This window comes from Paraburkholderia caledonica, assembly GCF_000383275.1.
In the GTDB taxonomy this organism is placed as follows: Bacteria; Pseudomonadota; Gammaproteobacteria; order Burkholderiales; family Burkholderiaceae; genus Paraburkholderia; species Paraburkholderia caledonica.
Genome location: NZ_KB911039.1, coordinates 107,142 through 126,356, shown reverse-complemented (window position 1 = coordinate 126,356; position 19,215 = coordinate 107,142). Strand labels below are relative to the sequence as shown.

At 63.9% G+C, this 19,215-nt stretch carries 17 protein-coding genes; 6 read left to right on the top strand and 11 right to left on the bottom strand.

What is annotated here, in order from left to right:
- Positions 1-82: 82 nt before the first annotated feature.
- Positions 83-688, bottom strand: coding sequence for an MlaC/ttg2D family ABC transporter substrate-binding protein (locus tag H281_RS0118615; RefSeq protein ID WP_020068662.1), 606 nt, complete (start codon positions 686-688; stop codon positions 83-85).
- Between the two features lie 223 nt (positions 689-911).
- On the opposite strand from H281_RS0118615, the gene hpnN reads away from it, so the two are divergent.
- Entirely contained in the window at positions 912-3,527 is a 2,616-nt protein-coding gene (gene hpnN, locus H281_RS0118610) for a hopanoid transporter HpnN (protein WP_020068661.1), read from the top strand.
- A gap of 2 nt (positions 3,528-3,529) precedes the next feature.
- On the top strand, positions 3,530-4,600 hold the full coding sequence (locus tag H281_RS0118605; protein WP_020068660.1) for an MlaA family lipoprotein: 1,071 nt from the start codon (positions 3,530-3,532) through the stop codon (positions 4,598-4,600).
- A 46-nt stretch (positions 4,601-4,646) separates the two neighbouring features.
- Here H281_RS0118605 and H281_RS0118600 read toward each other — a convergent pair whose 3' ends face one another.
- The 7 genes from H281_RS0118600 to H281_RS0118570 form a co-directional block, all read right to left on the bottom strand.
- Entirely contained in the window at positions 4,647-5,375 is a 729-nt protein-coding gene (locus tag H281_RS0118600; RefSeq protein WP_020068659.1) for a phosphorylase, read from the bottom strand.
- 3 nt (positions 5,376-5,378) lie between these two features.
- A complete protein-coding gene (gene shc, locus H281_RS0118595; RefSeq protein WP_027804740.1) occupies positions 5,379-7,439 on the bottom strand; it encodes a squalene--hopene cyclase in 2,061 nt (686 codons plus the stop codon).
- Complete coding sequence (gene hpnE, locus H281_RS0118590; protein ID WP_020068657.1) at positions 7,436-8,704, bottom strand: hydroxysqualene dehydroxylase HpnE; 1,269 nt, start codon at positions 8,702-8,704, stop codon at positions 7,436-7,438. The genes shc and hpnE overlap by 4 nt, the downstream gene beginning before the upstream one ends.
- Before the next feature lie 4 nt (positions 8,705-8,708).
- Complete coding sequence (hpnD, locus tag H281_RS0118585) at positions 8,709-9,557, bottom strand: presqualene diphosphate synthase HpnD (protein WP_020068656.1); 849 nt, start codon at positions 9,555-9,557, stop codon at positions 8,709-8,711.
- Positions 9,558-9,845: 288 nt separating this feature from the next.
- The gene (locus H281_RS0118580) at positions 9,846-10,784 is read right to left on the bottom strand and encodes a GGDEF domain-containing protein (protein WP_020068655.1); all 939 of its coding nucleotides are present in this window, start codon (positions 10,782-10,784) and stop codon (positions 9,846-9,848) included.
- The gene (locus H281_RS0118575) at positions 10,781-11,404 is read right to left on the bottom strand and encodes a chemotaxis protein CheC (protein ID WP_020068654.1); all 624 of its coding nucleotides are present in this window, start codon (positions 11,402-11,404) and stop codon (positions 10,781-10,783) included. The genes H281_RS0118580 and H281_RS0118575 overlap by 4 nt, the downstream gene beginning before the upstream one ends.
- Complete coding sequence (locus H281_RS0118570; protein ID WP_020068653.1) at positions 11,397-11,765, bottom strand: response regulator; 369 nt, start codon at positions 11,763-11,765, stop codon at positions 11,397-11,399. Before H281_RS0118570 ends, H281_RS0118575 begins: the two co-directional genes overlap by 8 nt.
- A 661-nt stretch (positions 11,766-12,426) precedes the next feature.
- Here H281_RS0118570 and H281_RS0118565 point away from each other — a divergent pair.
- Together H281_RS0118565 and H281_RS0118560 are read left to right on the top strand one after the other, a co-directional pair.
- Complete coding sequence (locus H281_RS0118565) at positions 12,427-14,709, top strand: hybrid sensor histidine kinase/response regulator (RefSeq protein WP_020068652.1); 2,283 nt, start codon at positions 12,427-12,429, stop codon at positions 14,707-14,709.
- Between the two features lie 242 nt (positions 14,710-14,951).
- Entirely contained in the window at positions 14,952-16,034 is a 1,083-nt protein-coding gene (locus H281_RS0118560) for a hypothetical protein (protein ID WP_020068651.1), read from the top strand.
- An 86-nt stretch (positions 16,035-16,120) separates the two neighbouring features.
- Here the strand turns inward: H281_RS0118560 and H281_RS0118555 are convergent, their stop codons facing one another.
- Entirely contained in the window at positions 16,121-16,675 is a 555-nt protein-coding gene (locus H281_RS0118555; RefSeq protein WP_020068650.1) for an NADPH-dependent FMN reductase, read from the bottom strand.
- A gap of 570 nt (positions 16,676-17,245) precedes the next feature.
- A complete protein-coding gene (locus H281_RS37495) occupies positions 17,246-17,377 on the bottom strand; it encodes a hypothetical protein (RefSeq protein WP_020068649.1) in 132 nt (43 codons plus the stop codon).
- 304 nt (positions 17,378-17,681) lie between these two features.
- Between H281_RS37495 and H281_RS0118545 the strand changes: the two genes are divergently transcribed.
- Both H281_RS0118545 and H281_RS0118540 read left to right on the top strand, forming a co-directional pair.
- The gene (locus H281_RS0118545) at positions 17,682-18,437 is read left to right on the top strand and encodes an RNA polymerase factor sigma-70 (RefSeq protein WP_020068648.1); all 756 of its coding nucleotides are present in this window, start codon (positions 17,682-17,684) and stop codon (positions 18,435-18,437) included.
- Positions 18,418-18,627 (top strand): zf-HC2 domain-containing protein, encoded by a 210-nt coding sequence (locus H281_RS0118540; protein WP_179214142.1) that lies wholly within the window; start codon positions 18,418-18,420, stop codon positions 18,625-18,627. The genes H281_RS0118545 and H281_RS0118540 overlap by 20 nt, the downstream gene beginning before the upstream one ends.
- 70 nt (positions 18,628-18,697) lie before the next feature.
- Here the strand turns inward: H281_RS0118540 and H281_RS36045 are convergent, their stop codons facing one another.
- Positions 18,698-18,988: a DUF1272 domain-containing protein gene (locus H281_RS36045; RefSeq protein WP_027804738.1), complete on the bottom strand. Its 291-nt coding sequence runs from the start codon at positions 18,986-18,988 to the stop codon at positions 18,698-18,700.
- Positions 18,989-19,215: the final 227 nt, after the last annotated feature.

Sequence of the window (19,215 nt, the reverse complement as noted above, 5' to 3'; positions counted from 1 at the left end):
GCGCGGTGGCTTTTAAGGCCACCGCGCTTTTTCTTTTGTTGGTCTGCTTCTACCTCGCAGGCAGTCGGCTTGCCGATCCAGCTTACCCGCCGCTGCGTGCGTTATGCGCGGTGAGGAACTTGATCAGGCCGTCGACTCCGCCCTTGGAAAGCTGATCGGCGAACTGTGTCTGGTACACCTGAATCAGCCATGCGCCCATCATATTGATGTCGTAGATCTTCCAGCCCGACGGGCCCTTGGTGAGCCGGTAGTCGATCGCGTCGTCGCCGCCATTGCTGATCACGTGCGACTGCACCACGACGTCTTTCGCGGCGCCCGGTGCATTGGCCGGCGCAAACTTGAACTTGACGTCCTGGTCGCGCAACTGCGAAAGCGACGCAGCGTAGGTGTGCACGAGAAGCAGCGTGAACTGCTCATAGAGCTGCTTCTGCTGCTCGGGCGTGGCGGTGCTCCATGCCTTGCCGACCGCGATGCGGGTGGTGCGCTGGAAGTCGGTGGCCGGCACGAAGCGCGTCTCGACCAGTTGCGTGATCTTGGCCATATCGCCGCCGCGCGCTTGCGGATCGGCCTTCATCGCGGAGACCGTACCTTCGACGGCACTTTTTACCACCGCGTCGGGCGAGCTTTGCGCATAGGCAGCCGTTGAGACTACGGCTGCGGCCAGAAAAGCAGACAGATAACGTTTCATACGCTGGACAAGACCCGAAAAGAGTGTGCGCCGCCGACCAGCAAGATCGGGGCGAAAGCTGGATAGACCAGTATAACGACATTGCGTTCCCGCCCTTTCATGTTGCGCCGGGAGCCGGTTTTGCTACGCGCATTGCTGCCGAATACGATCCGGATTGCTCCGGCTCTGTATACTTGTGCACTTTCGTCAAAATGCTACCCGTGATAAGGCCAAGTTCGCCTACATGCTGAAGTCATCTATTGTTCGCCTCGTCGCCTATTCGGTGCGCCATCCGTTGCGGATCATCGCACTGTCGATCGTGCTCGCCGTGTTGAGCGGGATCTATGTCGCGCATCACTTCAAGATCAACACCGACATCAGCCGCCTGATCGAAACCGACAAGGAATGGTCCACGCTCGAGCACGCGATGGACCAGGCCTTCCCTGATCGCGGCGAAACGGTGCTGGTCGTCGTGGAGGCGCGCGCGCCCGAGTTTGCCGACGCCGCAGCGAATGCGCTGACGGCGGCGCTCAAAGCCGAGCCGAAGGAATTCGTCGCGGTCTCGCAGCCCGCCGGCGGGCCGTTCTTCGAACATAACGGTCTGCTTTTCCCATCGACCGAAGAGGTCATGTCGACCACGTCGCAACTCGTGCAGTCGCGTCCGCTCGTGAACACGCTCGCGCATGACCCCAGCCTCACGGGACTGGCGGGCACGCTCACTACGAGCCTGCTGCTGCCGCTGCAGATCGGTCAGGTGAAGCTCTCCGACATGAGCCGCCTGTTGTCGCAAAGCGCCAACACGCTAGACCTCGTACTGGCCGGCAAGCCCGCCGCTTTCTCGTGGCGCGCGTTCGTCGACAAAAGCGCGGCGACCAATCCGGCGCGTGCGTTCGTGGTCGTGCAGCCGGTCGTGAACTACGACGCGCTAGAGCCGGGCGCAACCGCGTCGCAGGCCATTCGCGATACGGCGGCCTCGCTGCATCTGGACTCGCGTTATGGCGCCACCGTCCGTCTGACCGGCGAACAACCGCTCGCGGACGAAGAGTTCGCGTCAGTCAAAGACGGCGCGGTGCTCAACGGCATCGGCACGTTCGTCGTGGTGCTGATCATTCTGTGGCTCGCGTTGCGCTCAGGACGCATGATCGCCGCAGTCTTCATCACGCTGTTCGTTGGACTCGCAATCACCGCCGCGCTCGGCCTCATGATGGTCGGCGCGCTGAACATGATCTCGGTTGCGTTCATGGTGCTGTTCGTCGGGCTGGGCGTCGATTTCGGCGTGCAGTTCGGCGTCAAGTATCGCGAGGAACGTAATCGCGACGACCGTCTTTCCGCCGCGCTCGCTCATACCGCGCACAGTATCGGCGTGCCGCTTACGCTCGCCGCGGTTGCGGTCGCGTTGAGCTTCTTCTCGTTTCTGCCGACCGCGTACCGCGGCGTGTCCGAGTTGGGTGAGATCGCCGGCGTTGGCATGTTCGTCGCGTATCTGACCAACATGACACTGCTGCCCGCGTTGCTGAAGATCTTCAACCCGCCGGGCGAGGCCGCGTCGCCGGGCTTCAAGCAACTCGCACCCGTCGACGACTTTCTTGCCCATCATCGCAAGCCCGTGCTGATCGGCACGCTGATCGTCGTGATCGGCGCAACGCCATTGCTCACGCGCCTGCACTTCGACTTCAATCCGCTGCACCTGAAAGATCCGCATACCGAGTCGATGGCCACGCTGCTGTCGCTGAAGGATTCGCCCGAGGCCGCGGTGAACAACGTGCATGTGCTCGCGCCCTCGCTTGCCGACGCCGATCGCATGGCCGAGCGGTTGCGCGCGTTGCCCGAAGTGGGCCGCGTCACCACGCTGGACACCTTCGTTCCCGCGCAGCAGCAACAAAAGATGATGCTGATCGCAAGCGCCGCGCAGCAATTGCTGCCCGCGCTGCAACAGCAACCCGCGCCACAGGCCACGGACGCCGTGCGCGTCGCCGCGCTCAAGCGCGCGTCGAATCAACTTTCTCTCGCCGCCGAAGATCATCCGGGCCCCGGCGCCGCCGAAGCGCAACATCTGTCGGTCACGCTGCAAAAGCTGGCCGCGGCCGACTCCGCCACGCGCGACCGCGCGGAACACGCGATGTCGGAGCCTTTGCGCATTGCGCTCAAGCAGTTGGAGAACCTGCTGCAGCCGACCGAGATCACGCGGGACAATCTGCCGAAGGAAATTTCGAAGGGCTGGGTGTCGAAGGACGGCCGCGCCCTCGTCGACATCGCGCCGAAGGTGAAGCCGGGCGCCGATCCGAACGACGACGCCACGCTCGCCCGCTTCGCCCATGCTGTCAAAAAGGCCGAGCCCGGCGCGATTGGCGGCCCGATCTCGATCCTTCATTCCGCCGATACGATCATCAAGGCGTTCTTGCAGGCCGCGTGCTGGGCGCTGCTGTCCATCGCGATCCTGCTGTGGGTCGCGCTGCGGCGCGTTGGCGACATGCTGCGCACGCTGGTTCCGCTGCTTGTGTCGGCGCTCGTCACGCTCGAGTTGTGCGTGGTGTTCGGCATGCCGCTGAACTTCGCGAATATCATTGCGTTGCCGCTGATGCTCGGCGTCGGCGTGGCGTTCAAGATTTACTTCGTGATGGCGTGGCGCAACGGGCAGACCGGCCTGTTGCAGTCGAGCCTGACGCACGCGGTGCTGTTCAGCGCGGCGACTACGGCGACGGCGTTCGGCAGCCTCTGGCTATCGCACCATCCGGGGACGTCCAGCATGGGCCGCTTGCTGGCGCTGTCGCTGTTTTGCACGCTCATTGGTGCAGTGGTTTTCCAACCCGTGCTGATGGGCAAGCCGCGCCCACGTCGCGCGAAGCACAAAGGAATATAAGCATGAAACTGCGTACCACCGTGCTGGCGCTTGCTGCCACCGGCCTCATAACCGGCTGCGCAACCGGTCCCGACCGCAAGCCCGGCGACCCGTTCGAGCCGATGAACCGGGCGGTGTTCAATTTCAACGACGGCCTCGACCGCTATGTCGCGGTGCCCGTCGCGAAGGGCTATCAGAAGGTGACGCCGCAGCCGTTGCGCACGGCCGTCAGCAACTTCTTTTCGAACCTGGGTGACTTGACCAACGCCGCGAATGCGCTGCTGCAGTTGAAGATCACTGACGCGACCGAGGACCTCGTCCGTTTCGCGTTCAACTCCACGTTCGGTCTCGGCGGCCTGCTCGATTGGGCGACGCCGGCCGGCCTGCCCAAGCATCATCAGGATTTCGGCCTGACGCTTGGACACTGGGGCATCCCATCGGGACCTTATCTGGTCTTGCCGCTTTTCGGGCCGAGTACCGTGCGAGACAGCATGGGGCTGGTGGTGGACGTGAAGTTCAATCCCTTGAACTACATGGAGCCGGCGGTGCGCAATCCGCTGTACGTGCTGCAGTTCGTGAGCGTTCGCTCGGACCTGCTGGGTGCGACGGATCTTCTGCAGCAAGCGGCGCTGGATAAATACTCGTTCGTGCGGGACGCCTATACGCAGCAACGGCGGGCGCGTCTGCGCGGCACCGGCGACAATGCCGCGCCGCTGCCGGAATACGAGGATCAGGACGACTCGGGCGCTGCGACGACTCCAGCGAAGGGCGCCGCGGCCGGCGCACCGGCGACGCTTCCGAACTACGCAGACCCGGGCGATACGGCCGACACGCCGGACGCGGCGTCTGCTGCCGCTACGGGCGCACCGGCGGGCGTGCCGAATTACACGGATCCGGGTGAGTCGCCCGCGCCGGCAAGCGGCGCGGCGGGCTCGGTACCTGCGAGTGAAACGACAGGGGCTAAGTCGGGCACAACCGCGACGCCGGCGACAGCCCCAGGTGCGGCTTCAGCGCCCAGTACGGGCACGGCTGTCCCGACCACGTCTGCACCTGCTGGTAATCAGCAACCGGCTTCAGCGCCGGCTGCACAATAGGATCGGCGTACGCACGCCCAGGGCGTGCGTCGACGCTGCTGAACCGCTAGGCCAACTTCAGCAAGGCCTCAGCCGCACCCAGCGCTTGCCGGGCCTGCACCAGGGAAACACGCGCCGCACGCGCATCGATCGCCACCTGAATGAGCGCGCCGATCTGTGACGGTTGCCGCATCAGCTCACGCAGGATCGGCGCAAGCGCAGTGCTTCCGTCATCGCGCAACCCCGCGGTCGCTGCCGACGGCAACGTACGCCACGCAGGATCCACAATCGCACGGCACACGGCGAACGGCAGCCCGCGGGCGGCGGCCATTGCGCCAGCCAGATGCGATTCCATGTCCACAGCCAATGCACCCGTCGAGCGATGCAGCGCACGCTTGTCGTCGGCGGACATGAGCGGCGCCGCTACCGCGGCCATTGAACCGCGCCGCAGGCGTGACGCGAGCGGTCCGGTCGCCAGCGCGGCGGCAAGCCTGTTCGTCCAGGCCGGATCGGTGGGAATGCGGCCAAACGGACCTTCGACGGCGTCGGCAACAATGAGCGCCCCCGGCTGTAAATCCGGCGAGAGGCCGCCCGCCGTACCGAAGCTGACGATCCCCGAGCAACCGCGCGCGACCGCCGCGTTCAGCGCGCGTTCCAGCAGATCGGCGCGCGCCGCATAGACCACTTCGACGCCTTGGCCCCGCGCAATCCGCGCTTCGAAGGCCATGCCCGTTACGACGATGACCGGCAAGCTGTTGCCGTCGGCATCGGCGGACGGCGCTGTTGGGCGAAGCATCCGTTACATCCCGACGGCAACGCGCGTGAGCCCGTTGCGCTTCAGGTGACGGAAACGCGCCAGCGCCCACAGCGGGAAGAACTTGCGATAGCCGTGATAGCGCAGATAAAACACGCGCGGGAAACCGGTGGCGGTGAAACGCGTTTCGTCCCACAAGCCGTGCGCGCGTTGTTCACGCTGCAAATAGTCGATGCCGCGCGCAACCGCCTCGTGATTCACTTCGCCCGCCGCCATCAGGCCCATCAACGCCCATGCGGTTTGCGAAGCCGTGCTCGGCGCGCGTTCGTAACCGTGGTAGTCGAGCTTGTAGCTCTCGCCGGCTTCGCCCCAACCGCCGTCGTCGTTCTGGATCGACAGCAGCCACTGTGCGGCGCGTTTGATGCGCGGGTCGTCGTGCGAAATGCCGGCCGCGTTCAGCGAACACAACGCGGTCCACGTCCCGTAGATGTAGTTCAAACCCCACCGGCCGTACCAGCTGCCATCGGGCTCCTGTTCCTTCAGCATGTAGTCGAGCGCACGCTGCGCCGGTTCGCTGTTTTGCGGCAACTCGCCGAGTTGCGCGAGCATCGACAGGCAGCGACCCGACACGTCTGCCGTCGGCGGATCGAGCAGCGCGCCGTGATCGGAGAACGGAATGTTGTTCAGGTAATACTGCGTGTTTTCAGGCTCGAACGCGCCCCAGCCGCCGTCGCTGCTCTGCATGCCGACGACCCATTCCCGCGCGCGCGCAATCGCCTCGCGATCGACACTCGACTGCGTCAGCGCGGCCGAGCGATGCATGGCCATCGCGACCACCGCTGTATCGTCGACGTCCGGGTAATACGCGTTGTTGTACTGGAAGGCCCAGCCACCCGGCCGCACGTTCGGCCGGCGCGAAATCCAGTCGCCGCGCACGTCGAGAATCTGCAGCGGACGCAGCCATGCAAGGCCGCGTTCTGCTGCCTGCTCGGCACGCGCTTCGCCCGTTTCGAGCAACGCGTGCGCGGCAAGCGACGTGTCCCACACCGGCGACAAACAGGGCTGGCAATATGCTTCGTCATCCTTGATAACGAGCAGCTTTTCGATCGACTGACGCGCAATTGCGCGGTTCGGATGGTCGGCCGGATAACCGAGCACGTCGTACATCATCACCGAATTGGCCATGGCCGGGAAAATCGCGCCCAGGCCGTCTTCCCCGTTCAGCCGCTGATCGACAAAGGCCACTGCCTCGCGGACCGCTCGCTCGCGCGTCGCTTTCGGAAACAGACCGTCGACCGCGCGCAGCACCGTATCCACGACCCGGAAAAAGCGGAACCAGCCGACATGTTGATGCGGCGCCCGCTGCGGCATGCCGGTGTTCACGGGCGCGCCGCGGAACAATTCGTCGATGCGCACGCGGCGCGGATTGCGCGCGAGCGGCCGCTTCGCATTTAGCACGAGCAGCGGCACGATTACGGTCCGGGCCCAGTACGACACCTTCGACAGATGGAACGGAAACCACATGGGCAGCAGCGTGATTTCCACGGGCATCATAGGCACCGCGCGCCACGACACCACGCCGAACAAGGCCAGCAGGATCCGCGTGAAGACGTTCACCGCCTCCGCGCCGCCGTGCGCGAGAATTGCCTCGCGCGCGCGGACCATGTGCTCCGCGTCGACGGGGTCGCCGATCATCTTCAGCGCGAAGTACGCTTTCACGCTCGCGCTGACGTCGAGCGCGCCGTCGGTGAAGAGCGGCCAGCCGCCGTCGGCCAGCTGGATGCGGCGCAAATAGCGCGCGATTTTCTGTTCCAGCTCCACGTTCGGCGTTTCGCCAAGGTAATGGACCAGCAGCACGTATTCGGCGGGAATCGTCGCATCCGCTTCCAGTTCGTAGACCCAGTGGCCGTCGGGCTTTTGTGCGGCGAGGATCGCCTCGGTTGCGCGCGTGATCGAGGTGTCGAGCGAAGCGGCGAAACCCGCAGATTCTGCAGACGCGGTAGACGCGTGGGCCGCATCGCTCGCAACGGAAGGCGCGCTTCGCGCTTCGTCGGCGAATTCGGGCATGACGGCACCCAGCATGTGGGCTTGAGATAAATCGTTCATCGGCGTTCCATCGGTTGATTCAGCAGCGTATCCGCGGCCTTCTGGCCTGAGCGGATCGCGCCTTCAATCGTCGCGGGCAGGCCGGTAGCCGTCCAGTCCCCCGCGAGCATCAGATTATTCCAGCGAGTGCGCGTGCCGGGACGCAGCGTTTCCTGTTCCGGCGACGCGGCAAAAGTCGCCCGTTCGTCGACGACGATCTGCCAAGCCGGCATGGGCGCGGCGGGCAGATTGGCCGCCTGAGCCACCTCGGCCCACAAGCGCGCCGCCAGTTCTTCGCGCGGCGTGTCGACAACATTCCCGACGCCATAAACCGTTGCGGACAGACGTCCGTCGGACGCGAACAGCCATTGCGCGGTGCCGTTCAGGAGACCGGTGACGGGCGGCAAGCCGAACGGCGGTTCCACGGCGAAATACGCGCTGAGCGTCGCGGCAAAGCGGGCTGGCGCCCGCAGGCCAGGGACCAGCGTCTGCGCGACGTCCGGCGGCACGGCCAGAATCACAGCCTGGTTGACGTCCATCGCGACGCTCTGTTCGGCGAAATCGAGCGCCTCTACGCGGCTGCCGTTCGCCGCAAACCGCATTTTTTCGAGCCGCGAGCCAATCTCGATCGTCGCGCCGCCATGCTGCAACAATCGCAACGCCGGATCGACGAAAGCGCTGCTCAAACCGTTCCGCGCGATGAGCGGCCGGCACGCGAGGCCGCCCGCCATCAACGTCTCGCGCACCATTGCCCCAGTCAGCGCCGCCGACGCGTCGCGCGGCTCCGCGTTGAGCATTGCGCGAAACAACGGCGCGAGCAGGCGGTCCCACAGCGGGCCATTGCTGCGCATGGTTTGCGCGACGGTGCGACCGGGCTTAGCGAAAAGCAGCGGCACGAGACTCAGATAGTCGCTCGGGCCGGTGTTCGGTACACGCGCGTTCTGATCGAAGATCCACCAGGGCAGCCGTCCGGACGACAGGCGCACGGTCCAGCGCGCGTGAGTGGCGAGGTCGACGAACGGGAACTCCGGCAAAGCCGGTCCCGTCAGTTCGTCCACGGCACCGATAGCACGCGCGTAATTCAGCGTCGCCGCGTTGCCCGACATCATCAGGTGATTGCCGCTGTCGATCGTTGCGCCCAGCTTGGCGTCGTAGTACGAACGGCACCGGCCGCCCGCCTGTTGCGCCGCTTCGTGAAGCACGACTCGCGCGCCGCGCCGCTGCAACTGCACTGCGGCGGCCAGGCCGGCGAGGCCCGCGCCGACCACATGTACGAGTCTCGGCATCGGCTCAGAAGAGCGCGTAACGCGCGACGATCCACAGCATGCGCAGTTTCGGCTTGCTGACCTTCGTGCGCGGAATGTCGAAGCCGCGTTCGAGTGTGCGTTCCAGCAGCAAGCGGTACACGCCCGACATGATGCGCGGTGCGCGCACCTGAGTGCGCGGCTCGCGGTCCATGATCGCGTCGGACGCGGCGAAATGCTCTTTCGCGCGTTCGGCGAGCGTTGCGCAGACGCGCGGCAGCGACGGATCGTCGGCGATCTGCGAGGGATTCTTCACCGCGATGCCTTCTCGGGCCAGCAACTCATGCGGCAGATAGCAACGGTTGATACCCGCGTCTTCGTCGATGTCGCGCAGAATGTTCGTCAGCTGAAGCGCGCGGCCGAGATGGTGCGCCAGCAAACGGCCTGGCTCCTCCTGCATCCCGAATATCCTCACCGATAGACGGCCCGCCGCACTCGCGACCCGGTCGCAGTACAGGTCGAGCGTGGCCTCGTCGGGGGCGCAGATGTCGGCGGCCGCATCCATCGCCATGCCGTCGATCATTGCGTGAAAATCCTCGCGCTGCAGATGGAACGTGTGGATGTGCCGCGTCAGCGCGCGCAACGAGGCGCGCGGCGAGCCGGTATAGCACGCGTCGATGTCGGCGCGCCAGCGCTCGAGCGCCGCGGCGCGGTCGGCGCGCGGCATGCCGCTGTCGGCGATATCGTCGACAGCGCGGCAGAAAGCGTAGACCTGATACATCGCGTCGCGCTGCGCGGCCGGCAGGATGCGCATTGCGAGATAAAACGAACTGCCGGACGTGGCGGCAGCGGCGTCGATTTCAGTATCGTCCACGACAAGATTGGATACAGCCAAGACGATCTCCGCAGGAGGGCGCCCGCTGAAAGGCGTACAGGAATTTTTATGCCTCGCCGCAGGGCGGGCGGCCCGCGCGCGCGGACACGCGCGAAACACACGGCTGGGATGCCGGAAACGGCGAAAAGTATAACAACGTTTGTCCGACGACGCAGTTTCCACAGAGCAATGACCGACACAACCCGCTGCGACTGGCGAGCCCGGTGCGACGTGCGGCGCGTGATGCCGCGCGCATAACCGGCTTTTTAGCGCAACTGGGCGCTATGAGCGAACCTCAATCGCCGCCATTTACGTCAGCGCGACGCAGCGATTGCGGCCTTGCCGCTTCGCGCTGTAAAGCGCGGCATCGGCCTCGTTGATCAGCACGTCATACGCGGGCGAGCCGGCACGCGCGGCCGCGCCGCCCACGCTCGCCGTAACGGGCACGCTCGTGCCCTGCACCTCGACCGGCGTGTCGGCAATCGTGCGGCGGATTTTTTCGGCGACGCGCATGGCGTCCTCCAGCGGCGTGCACGGCAGCAGCAACGCGAATTCTTCGCCGCCGAAACGCCCGAACGTGTCCTGCGCCCGCACGACCCCGGCAACGCGCTGCGCCATCACGCGCAAAACGGTATCGCCGACGCCGTGACCGAACTGGTCGTTGATCTTCTTGAAGTGGTCGAGATCGAACAGCAGCACCGACATGTCGCCGCCGTAGCGCTGCCAGCGCGTGTATTCGTCGAGCAGCCGCGCCTCGAAGAAGCGGCGGTTGGCAATGCCGGTCAGTCCGTCACGGTCGGCGTACTCCTGCAGCTTGGCGACAGCCTCCTCGCGCTCTCGTTGCACGATGCTCACATGGGTCACGTCGGAGATGGTTACGCAAACGGCCACCACCTCCCGATCGCGCGTGAGCGGCATGAACGTGACGTCCTGTTGCATGTAGTCGACCCCGCCCGTGATCGGCCGGTCGTGGTCGAACTTGAACAGATACGGCCGCTGTTCCCACGAACTGAACGCGAAGCTACCCAGCTGAAAGACACTTTCGATCTTGCGCGAGAGCCACACTCGCGGCAGTTCCGGAAACTGCGTGAACAGCGACTTGCCGACCACCTGCTCCGCGGCCAGACCGCTGTGGTCCTGCATAAAGCGGTTCCACATCAACACGTTCATGTCGCGGTCGAGCACGAAGATGCCGAAACCCACCCGCTCGACGACCAGATCGCTCAACGACTCGGTAGGCGCGCTCATAGGCTGGACAACAACGCGTCGAGCGCGTCGCTCATATGACGGATGGACTCTTCCGCCATCAGCATCACGAGATGCGCGCGGAAGCTCTGGTCTTCCAGCGCGAAATTGACTTCGACGAGCAATGCGACTTCCCATTGCAACACGCCGGGCTGAAACACTTCGTCGAGCGTCAAGGCGTCGCCCAGCAGGCCGGGCGCGGAAAACACCGGCGTGCGGCCGAGCTGGTCGAGAATGCACGAGACGCACGCGCCGGTGAGCACGTTCGCCACGTCGAACATCAGTTCTTTCTGGCTCACAGCTTCGTAAGCGGAGCGCGAATACGGGTCGCTGACCAGCGCGCACAGGTCCTCCACGCTGTCGCTGCGGCAAATCACCAGCGCCTCGCCCTTGATGTCGGAACGAAAGCCCTGGCGGACCGCGCTGACCCGGTCTTCAATACCGGTCATTTCCCGGAGCGCTTGCGCGGCCTCGCTGACGGCCACCACCCTCACGCGCGGCACCGATAATTCGATAAACGAATCGAGCAGCCGCGCGAGACGTGTCGCGGCTTGACCCATCGCCAGATTGGCGACCTCTTGCAGCGCGTCGCGCTGATCTTCGGTGAGGACTGGCTCAGACATACAACCCGTACTCCTTGAGGATGGGCAGTACCGCCTCCGGCGTCACGGGCTTGGCGATGAACGCCGCGGCGCCGAGCGTGCGTACGCGCGCCTGGGCCATCGGCTGGATATCGGCCGAGACGACGATGACGAAGGTGTTCAGATCCTCATGCTGCAGCGCCTCGAGTACCTGATAGCCGTTCATTTCCGGCATGGTCAGGTCGAGGAACATCACCGAGGCTTTCCCTTGACGATACAGAGCGACGGCTTCGCGCCCGTTCGACGCGTACGACACATCGACGTCCCAGTCCGGCGGCAATGCCTTGGTGAGCACCTTGCGGGCAAGCAATGAATCATCGGCGATCACGATTGGCAAAGGCATGGCGGGTCGAAAGACGGAATAAGCTCGTACGGGTTAACGGCGGATAGCGGAATTCCTTTAGGGCGGAGTCTGGCAAGCCGCGAACTGTGCGTTGCCTAGGTGGAAGGCTGCTTGCGGCCGCGCGGGGAGGTGGCGCGGCGACGCGCGTCTGGCGAAACCATGGCGCGCGCAAGACTGCGTGCGCTGGACGACGGTTATGACCGGCATGTGAGCCTACCCCGTAGATGAGGCGCGGCTGGTTGGATCGGCTGGTCCCGTGCCGCGCGCTTGTTTTCCGCGAACGCCGGCACTCACGCGTAAACGCATGATCCGATGCCCTCGCGGCGTATGCGTCCGAACATAGCGGACGCACTTTTTCTCATTGCGTCGATTCTCAAAGCAAACCAGTCGAAATGCAATACACGGTATTTTCGTCCTGATAACAATATCTTCCTTACACGGGCGTTATTCGAAAAAATACGCCCCGCATAATAATCGTTTCAATCCCGTTTATACTTTTGTGTACGTTTGCGCTTCTCGATTCTTCACTGTTTTAAAAGGGCAATGAATAGGTGTCGAAATGTCTGGCGCCCTCAATTACGGTAACTTCTACCGCCATTCTGCGACTATGCTTCTCGTATCCGCCGTGCCTCCCAGCCCCGAAGACCTGAGCGCTTAACAAATGACCCAAAACCGGTTCGACCCGCATCGAGCGAGCCGCCTTTCCGCTGATGGGCAGGACGAGGCCGTGTTTCCTGCGGTGCCGGAGCAGAACTTCCAGATCCGGCGAATGACGTTGATCGCGCTGCTGGTCGCCGCGATCGTGCTGCCATGCCTCTACGTCGCAATCATGGCGTTCAGCGACCTGCGAACCCGCGAAGCCGATGCCACCAATATGACGCTGCGCACCGTGCGAGTCGCTGAGGAGCATGCGCTGAAGGTCTTCGACATGAACGAGACGCTAGACACGCGCATCGTCGATCTGACGGAAGGCCTGGACGACGACGGGATTCGCGCGCGCGAGGCCGCCATCCACCGAAAAGTGCGGACAATGGGCGGCGGCTATCCGCAAGTGGCCGCCGTATCGATTTTCGGCCGCGACGGCGCGCTTCTCGTGAGTAGCCGCGTTTATCCGGCACCGCCGGTTTCCATCGGCGAGCGCGAGGATTTCGTCGGCCTTCGCGACGGCCACGATCTCGAACACGTGTCGAAGGTAATGACGGGGCATGTCGCCGGCGAACAGGTGTTCAACACCGGCGTCGAACGGCGCGCGCCCGACGGTACTTTCGCCGGCGTGGTGTCGGTCGCGCTGCGCCCGAGCTATTTCGACGCGTTCTATCGCGAACTGCTCGGCGGCAACGACGGCGCGCCGATGACCATGAGCCTCGTGCGCTCAGACGGCGCGGTGCTCGCGCACTATCCGCGTCGCCCGCGCGAACCGGCGGCCGTCGCGCCAGATTCGCCGTTCGCCGAGGCCATGAACCAGGGACGCCGCGCCGGCGTCGCGCGCATGCGTTCGAATCTCGACGGCGACAACATGATCGTCGCGTTCCGGCACGTCGGCTCTTATCCGGTCTACGTCATGTGCGGCTATCGTGCATCGGCGATGTGGGCCGCCTGGTATCGGCACCTGGCCGTGTTGATCCTGTCGATATTCACGCCGTCCGTGGCGCTATGGTGCGTGATCTGGCTGTCACTGCGGAGGCTCAGCGCCGAGGAAGAGGCATGGGAACGCTGGCAGGCGGAAGCGTCGATGCGCCGTTCGATCGAATCCGCGTACCGCCAGTCGCGCAAGATGGAAGCGCTCGGCACGCTGGTGGGCAGCGTCGCACACGACTTCAACAATCTGCTCATGATTCTTGCCGCCAACGTTCAGATCGCACGGCGGCGCGGCGCGCCCGGGCTGGACCGGGAATTGTCAGCCATGGAGCGGGCGCTGAAGAGCGGCCAGTCGCTCACGCGGCAGTTGCTGGGCGTCGCGCGTAAGCAGCCGCTGCGCAATGAAACCGTTGCGCTCGAACGTTGGCTGCCCGCATGCCGCGACCTGCTGCGCGCGTCCCTCGGCGCCAAGGTTTCGCTGGTGATGGACATCGGGGCCGGCGTCTGGCCGATGCGCGTGGACGTTGCCGAGCTCGAGCTCGCGCTCATCAACATCGCCGTCAATGCGCGCGACGCCATGCCCAACGGCGGGCGCTTCACCGTGCGTGCGACCAACATCACGTTCCGTCACGAAGATGGCTTTCCGCTGACAGGCGACTTCGTCCAGGTGTCGCTTGAGGACACCGGTGCGGGGATGGCGCCCGAGGTGCTCGCGCGCGCCTTCGAGCCGCTCTTTACGACCAAGGCAAAGGGCATGGGAACGGGACTCGGCCTGCCGCAGGTGTTTGCCTTCTGCGAGCGATCTGGCGGGCTTGCGGCAATCGACAGCGCGGTGGGTGCCGGCACTTCGGTGCGGCTGTATCTGCCGCGTGCGTCCGAAGAGTCGGCCGTCGACACGCCGGACGAAACGGACGCAGAGCACCAGGGCGCGCTGCACGGGCTGCGCATCCTGCTCGTCGAGGACAACGAGGAAGTGGCGGCAGGTACCGAAGCGTTGTTGCAGATGATGGGCCACCAGGTCACATGCGTGTTCAATGCGGACATGGCGCTGCGTCTGCTGCGCGACGCTTACACGCAGCGGGCGCGCACTGGTGAGCCCGTGCCGTTCGAACTCGTGCTGTCCGACATTCATATGCCGGGCGCCCTTAACGGCATCGATCTGGCCGAGGCGATAAGAACGCTCGATGTCACACTACCCGTGATTCTCGTCACCGGCTATGCGGAAGAACTCGATCGGGCACGGCATGTGAACGTGCGCGTGCTCTCCAAACCCTTCGATATCGCGCTGCTCGAAAGTCTTCTGCAGGGCATCCAGCGCGAACTCGCCCAGACCGGGCTCGATCCGGCCACGCATCACGCGCAATAGATCGACCGCAGGCAGCGGCTTTCAGGCGCTCCCATTCCCGTTTTTTGCTCAATTTGCGCGGGATTGTAAAAAGCGCGGCGGGCACGCTGCCGCGTCGTCGACGTGAAGCGCTTCGCGCAGCCCAGCGGGGCGGGCCGTGTGGCGCATGAATCAAGACTCCGGCATGAAGGTTGCGGCACCTGTTGGATAGCCGGGATGGCGCGCGCCGCGCTATCCGTCCTACCCAAAAACGGGAGACAGCCATGCGACATACCGTGATTGGTTTGTTCAATACCTATCCTGAGGCCGAAACCGCTCGGGAGACACTAGTACAGACCGGTTTCGCACGCGAGACAATTGAGTTGCAGGCCAACGCCGAACCGTCAGTCGGCTCCGCCGCCGAGGTCGCGGGTTCGGGAGTGCTCGCAAACATAGAGCGCTTCCTGTCGAGCCTCTTTGCCAGCGGTCCACGGGCGCCGGAGACCGCGCGTTACACCGAAGCCGTGCGGCGCGGCGCTGTGCTAGTCGTAATCGACGCTGCCAGCGAATCGCACGCGGAACTCGCTCGCAACACGCTGACGAGGCTCGGCGCGACCGATATCGGCGAGCGTTCGCCGGACTGGAGCACGCAGTCGGCCACGGAGGATGCCCGCGAGCATTCGTTACTCGACGAACTGGGAATCGGTGCGGTCACGCCGGGAACACCGCGCGGCCCCGAACCAGGAATGACGACTTCGACGGTCCGTGAAACGCCGACATCCGTCAGAACCGAGACCGCAGCGCCAGGCGGCGTCGGAACACCTGCGTCGCCTGGTTTCACTGGTTCTACGACGGCTGATCCGCTGTACACGACCTCGCCTCGCAGCACCGACGCGGAGCCGTTCGTTCCGCCGCCGCTCACCCGAAGCCGCGCGGCCGATCCGCTGAACGAGCCTCTGCCGGACCCGCTCGCGGCCGACGCGGGACGTAGCGCGATTGCGGCCGGTTCCGCGCCGGGCTCAGGCGCTGTGATGCAGCCGTCCGAAGTGGTTTCCGGGTCGGCCCAACCGACGGCCGGGCTGAGCGGCCAGATTCCGAACGAATATCTCGAGTACGAAGAAGATTTCCGCACGCATTACGACGAGCAGTACGCCGCCGACGACGCGCGCTACGAAGACTACGTTCCGGCCTACCGCTATGGTGCGGAAATCGGCAAGGACGTGCGTTATCGGGACCGGGCGTGGGACGACGTCGAGCCGGAAGCACGACGCCATTGGGAGACGACGTCGCCTGACAGCACCTGGGAACGCTTCAAGCTTGCCGTGCGTCACGGCTGGGAGCGCGTGACCGGGCATCACCACGTGTAAGCGAAAAAACGCGCATAGCGGTAGCGGCGGCGCACCGGGAGGTGCGGCGGCGCCACCGCCTTCAGGACGGTCGGAGCTACACAGTGTCAGGCAGCGGTATGCCGCTTGACCCACGTAACGTAGCGGTCGACGAAAGTCTGCAGGAACTTGCGCGTCCCATCGTTCAGAATTTCGCCCTTCTCATTGATAACCGCGGGATCGTGCTTGATGAACACCTCGGGCTGACCGAGCACCGCGACGTCGAGATAAGCCAGCACATTGCGCAGATGTTGCTGCGCGAGGGCCGAGCCGGTCGCGCCGACCGAGGTGCCGATAACCGCACCCGGTTTATTACCCCACGAATTAGTGCCCCACGGACGCGAGCCCCAGTCGAGTGCGTTCTTCAGTACGCCCGGAATCGAGCGGTTGTATTCCGGCGTGACGAACAGCAGGCCATCGGCGGCCTCGATCCGCTGTTTGAGTTGCTTGCCCGCTTCGGGATAATCCGCGTCGTAGTCCTGGCTGTAGAGCGGCAGCGAGCCGATGTCGATGAACTCGAATGTAAAGTCGGACGGCGCCAACGAGATGACCGCTTGCGCCAACTGACGGTTGAACGACTCGCGACGCAAACTGCCGACGACAACTGCAATGTGTAGGGCCATGATTCGCTTCCTTGAATAAGGCGCTCGACGCGCAAAGGGTACGGACTGTCATCATAGGCAAAAAGCCGGGCGCAGGGCGCCAGCCCGCACCGCTTTGGACAAAGTGGCGGAAAAGTACGGCGGTTTTGCGCTGATGCGGTGGATAACGCGGCAGGTGCACAAGTTATCCACAGTTTTACTGAATAACCTTGTGGATAAGTGCTACTTTTGCCTTGTCAATCAAGCCTGCCTCCGGCCTACGCTATTTGGAGGCAGCGGCAGTTTCTCGGTGATCAGTCGTGAGTGGTGACGATGTGCGGTTTATCGCACGTTCGAGCAGTCGTGGCGCGGATTCGTGCTGTGACCGCGCTGGTGGAAAACGCGTGGTCAGAGCGCAGGGATGTGCGGGTGGCGTAGGCAGCGGCGTGGATTTGTAACGGGCATCCGGCCCGTGATTGGTTTCGTTCTGACGTTGCTACGAAAAAAGGGCACCCATCTGGGCGCCCTTTTTTTCGCTTCGGAAGTTCGTCTCCGCGATTTCCGCGGTCAGCCGCTGGTGCCTGCATGGGTGCAGGCGGCCCGGAGCGGAGCTTAGTTGCCGAAAAACACGTTGCAGTACGACGCCGGGCCATTGCATTGTGCCGGGGCAGCAGCCTCGGCTGCGCCGGAAGCGGCGGCGAACAAAGCGACGGAAGCGATCAGGGCGGACAGAATGCGTTTCATGGTGCTACTCCTCGTGGTGTTTGGCTGGCGATCTCGTGCGATCGATGGCCGAAGAATAGCGATTCAGTGCCCACCCAAAAATGGGCTAAGCCGGAAGACTTCTTTTCACTAACTGAAATAATGCAAACGCAACGAATGCTTCGCGAACCCACTCCTTGACTGGCGTGCCTTTGGCGGGCGAGGAACGCCAGGTGCACGCGCCATGAACGTTAATTTCGTTTTCCGCAATAGTCGATTTCTGTTTGTCACAAGATGCCCGCCCCGCGCGACTAACGCCCACAAATCCCCGCGTTGGAGACCGCGTATGTCCAATATCAATTCGCTTGCGCCGCAAGCTGCGGCAGAATGGCGCTCGTGCCAGAACCCCGTGCGAGACAAACTCTCCGTTTATGAGCGACAACCATTCAGACGACCGCGCGCACGCTTCGCGGCGCGTGCAGCGGAGCCTACCGTGACGCAGGCGAGCGCCGGGACCCTCGGCGACCCTGTTTATCTGGCTCAACTGCGTCGAGACCTCGTGCGCTTCGCCCGTTTGCAATTGCGCGATGCCGCGGCTGCCGAAGATGCTGTCCAGGAAGCGCTCGCCGCAGCCTGGACGCAAGCCGACCGGTTTGTCGGACAGTCGGAACATAAGACGTGGGTGTTCGGCATCCTGCGGCACAAGCTCGTGGATACGCTGCGTGCCCGGCAACGCACTGTGAACCTCTCCGCCCTCGAGTCAGAACTCGACGGCGAAGCGCTACTCGATCGCGAGTTGTTCAAGGACAACGGCCACTGGTCGCAACAGACCAAGCCGCGCCCGTGGCCGACGCCCGAAACGGCGTTGCGTCAGCAGCAATTCTGGGCACTCTTCGAGGCGTGCCTAGAGCACCTGCCCGAGCATATTGGGCGCGTTTTCATGATGCGCGAATTCCTCGACCTCGACACCGATGCGATCTGCGCGGAACTGCAACTGACGGCCAACCATTGCAGCGTGCTGATTTATCGCGCGCGTCTTCGCTTGCGCACCTGTCTGAGCGAGAAGGGCTTATCCAGCGAGGATGCAAATGGGGAAATGTAAGCACATCACCCGGCTGCTGTCCGACGCTTTGGACCGTCCGTTGACGACTGGCGAATGGGTTGCCATCCGGCTGCATCTGCCGACTTGCAGCGGCTGCCGCAACTATCGCAAACAGATTCGTCTGCTGCGTGACGCCGCTCATACCATGAGCGGCATCTCGACGTCGGACGCGATGAACGGCGACGATTGATGGTGCGGTGCCGGTGGGCTTGCGGTGCTTGCCGTATTGCTCTTGGCGGCGACGCGATATGCCCGAAACGTCACCGTTCGCTGGGTGGCGTCGTGCGATAGCGCTCGAGGAATTCGGAGTGCGAGGCTTCGTCGATAGCAACGGCGGTTCTCTCGCTTCGGGCCGGGTGCTTTGCTAACTGAGCACGCGTGCGTATCGGTCGATGTGCGAAATTTCCGCCGCAGTTAGGGCACACGTTGCGCAGAGTGGTTAACGCGCACACTTCGCAGAAAGTGCATTCGTAGGTGCAAATCATCGCGTCGGACGCATTCGGCGGCAGCGACTTTCCACATCCTTCACAAGATGGGCGTAGTTCAAGCATTCGGACTCCGTTTTGTGTTTGTGAACGGCTCGCGGGGTGTGACGCGTCTGTTCCTGCTGCGCTAGCGTAGATCGTGTCGTGTATCAGGAAGAGACAGGTCTGCGTTAATTACTGCCAGTGCGGTGAGTTTGTTGGGCGCGTCGCTGTCCGCGGAAGGTTGCGCGACGCACGGCGCGATTGCCAACGTCGGTTGAAAGGAGTCGACGCTAGGGCGTTGGCTTATTTCC

What these genes read in the sequence shown, in the direction of transcription:
- H281_RS36045 (WP_027804738.1), bottom strand. Translation starts at nt 18,988, where the DNA reads ATGCTTGAACTACGCCCATCTTGTGAAGGATGTGGAAAGTCGCTGCCG.
- H281_RS37495 (WP_020068649.1), bottom strand. Translation starts at nt 17,377, where the DNA reads ATGAAACGCATTCTGTCCGCCCTGATCGCTTCCGTCGCTTTGTTCGCC.
- H281_RS0118545 (WP_020068648.1), top strand. Translation starts at nt 17,682, where the DNA reads ATGTCCAATATCAATTCGCTTGCGCCGCAAGCTGCGGCAGAATGGCGC.
- H281_RS0118600 (WP_020068659.1), bottom strand. Translation starts at nt 5,375, where the DNA reads ATGCTTCGCCCAACAGCGCCGTCCGCCGATGCCGACGGCAACAGCTTG.
- H281_RS0118605 (WP_020068660.1), top strand. Translation starts at nt 3,530, where the DNA reads ATGAAACTGCGTACCACCGTGCTGGCGCTTGCTGCCACCGGCCTCATA.
- H281_RS0118565 (WP_020068652.1), top strand. Translation starts at nt 12,427, where the DNA reads ATGACCCAAAACCGGTTCGACCCGCATCGAGCGAGCCGCCTTTCCGCT.
- hpnE (WP_020068657.1), bottom strand. Translation starts at nt 8,704, where the DNA reads ATGCCGAGACTCGTACATGTGGTCGGCGCGGGCCTCGCCGGCCTGGCC.
- H281_RS0118580 (WP_020068655.1), bottom strand. Translation starts at nt 10,784, where the DNA reads ATGAGCGCGCCTACCGAGTCGTTGAGCGATCTGGTCGTCGAGCGGGTG.
- H281_RS0118560 (WP_020068651.1), top strand. Translation starts at nt 14,952, where the DNA reads ATGCGACATACCGTGATTGGTTTGTTCAATACCTATCCTGAGGCCGAA.
- H281_RS0118540 (WP_179214142.1), top strand. Translation starts at nt 18,418, where the DNA reads ATGCAAATGGGGAAATGTAAGCACATCACCCGGCTGCTGTCCGACGCT.
- H281_RS0118555 (WP_020068650.1), bottom strand. Translation starts at nt 16,675, where the DNA reads ATGGCCCTACACATTGCAGTTGTCGTCGGCAGTTTGCGTCGCGAGTCG.
- H281_RS0118575 (WP_020068654.1), bottom strand. Translation starts at nt 11,404, where the DNA reads ATGTCTGAGCCAGTCCTCACCGAAGATCAGCGCGACGCGCTGCAAGAG.
- shc (WP_027804740.1), bottom strand. Translation starts at nt 7,439, where the DNA reads ATGAACGATTTATCTCAAGCCCACATGCTGGGTGCCGTCATGCCCGAA.
- H281_RS0118615 (WP_020068662.1), bottom strand. Translation starts at nt 688, where the DNA reads ATGAAACGTTATCTGTCTGCTTTTCTGGCCGCAGCCGTAGTCTCAACG.
- hpnN (WP_020068661.1), top strand. Translation starts at nt 912, where the DNA reads ATGCTGAAGTCATCTATTGTTCGCCTCGTCGCCTATTCGGTGCGCCAT.
- H281_RS0118570 (WP_020068653.1), bottom strand. Translation starts at nt 11,765, where the DNA reads ATGCCTTTGCCAATCGTGATCGCCGATGATTCATTGCTTGCCCGCAAG.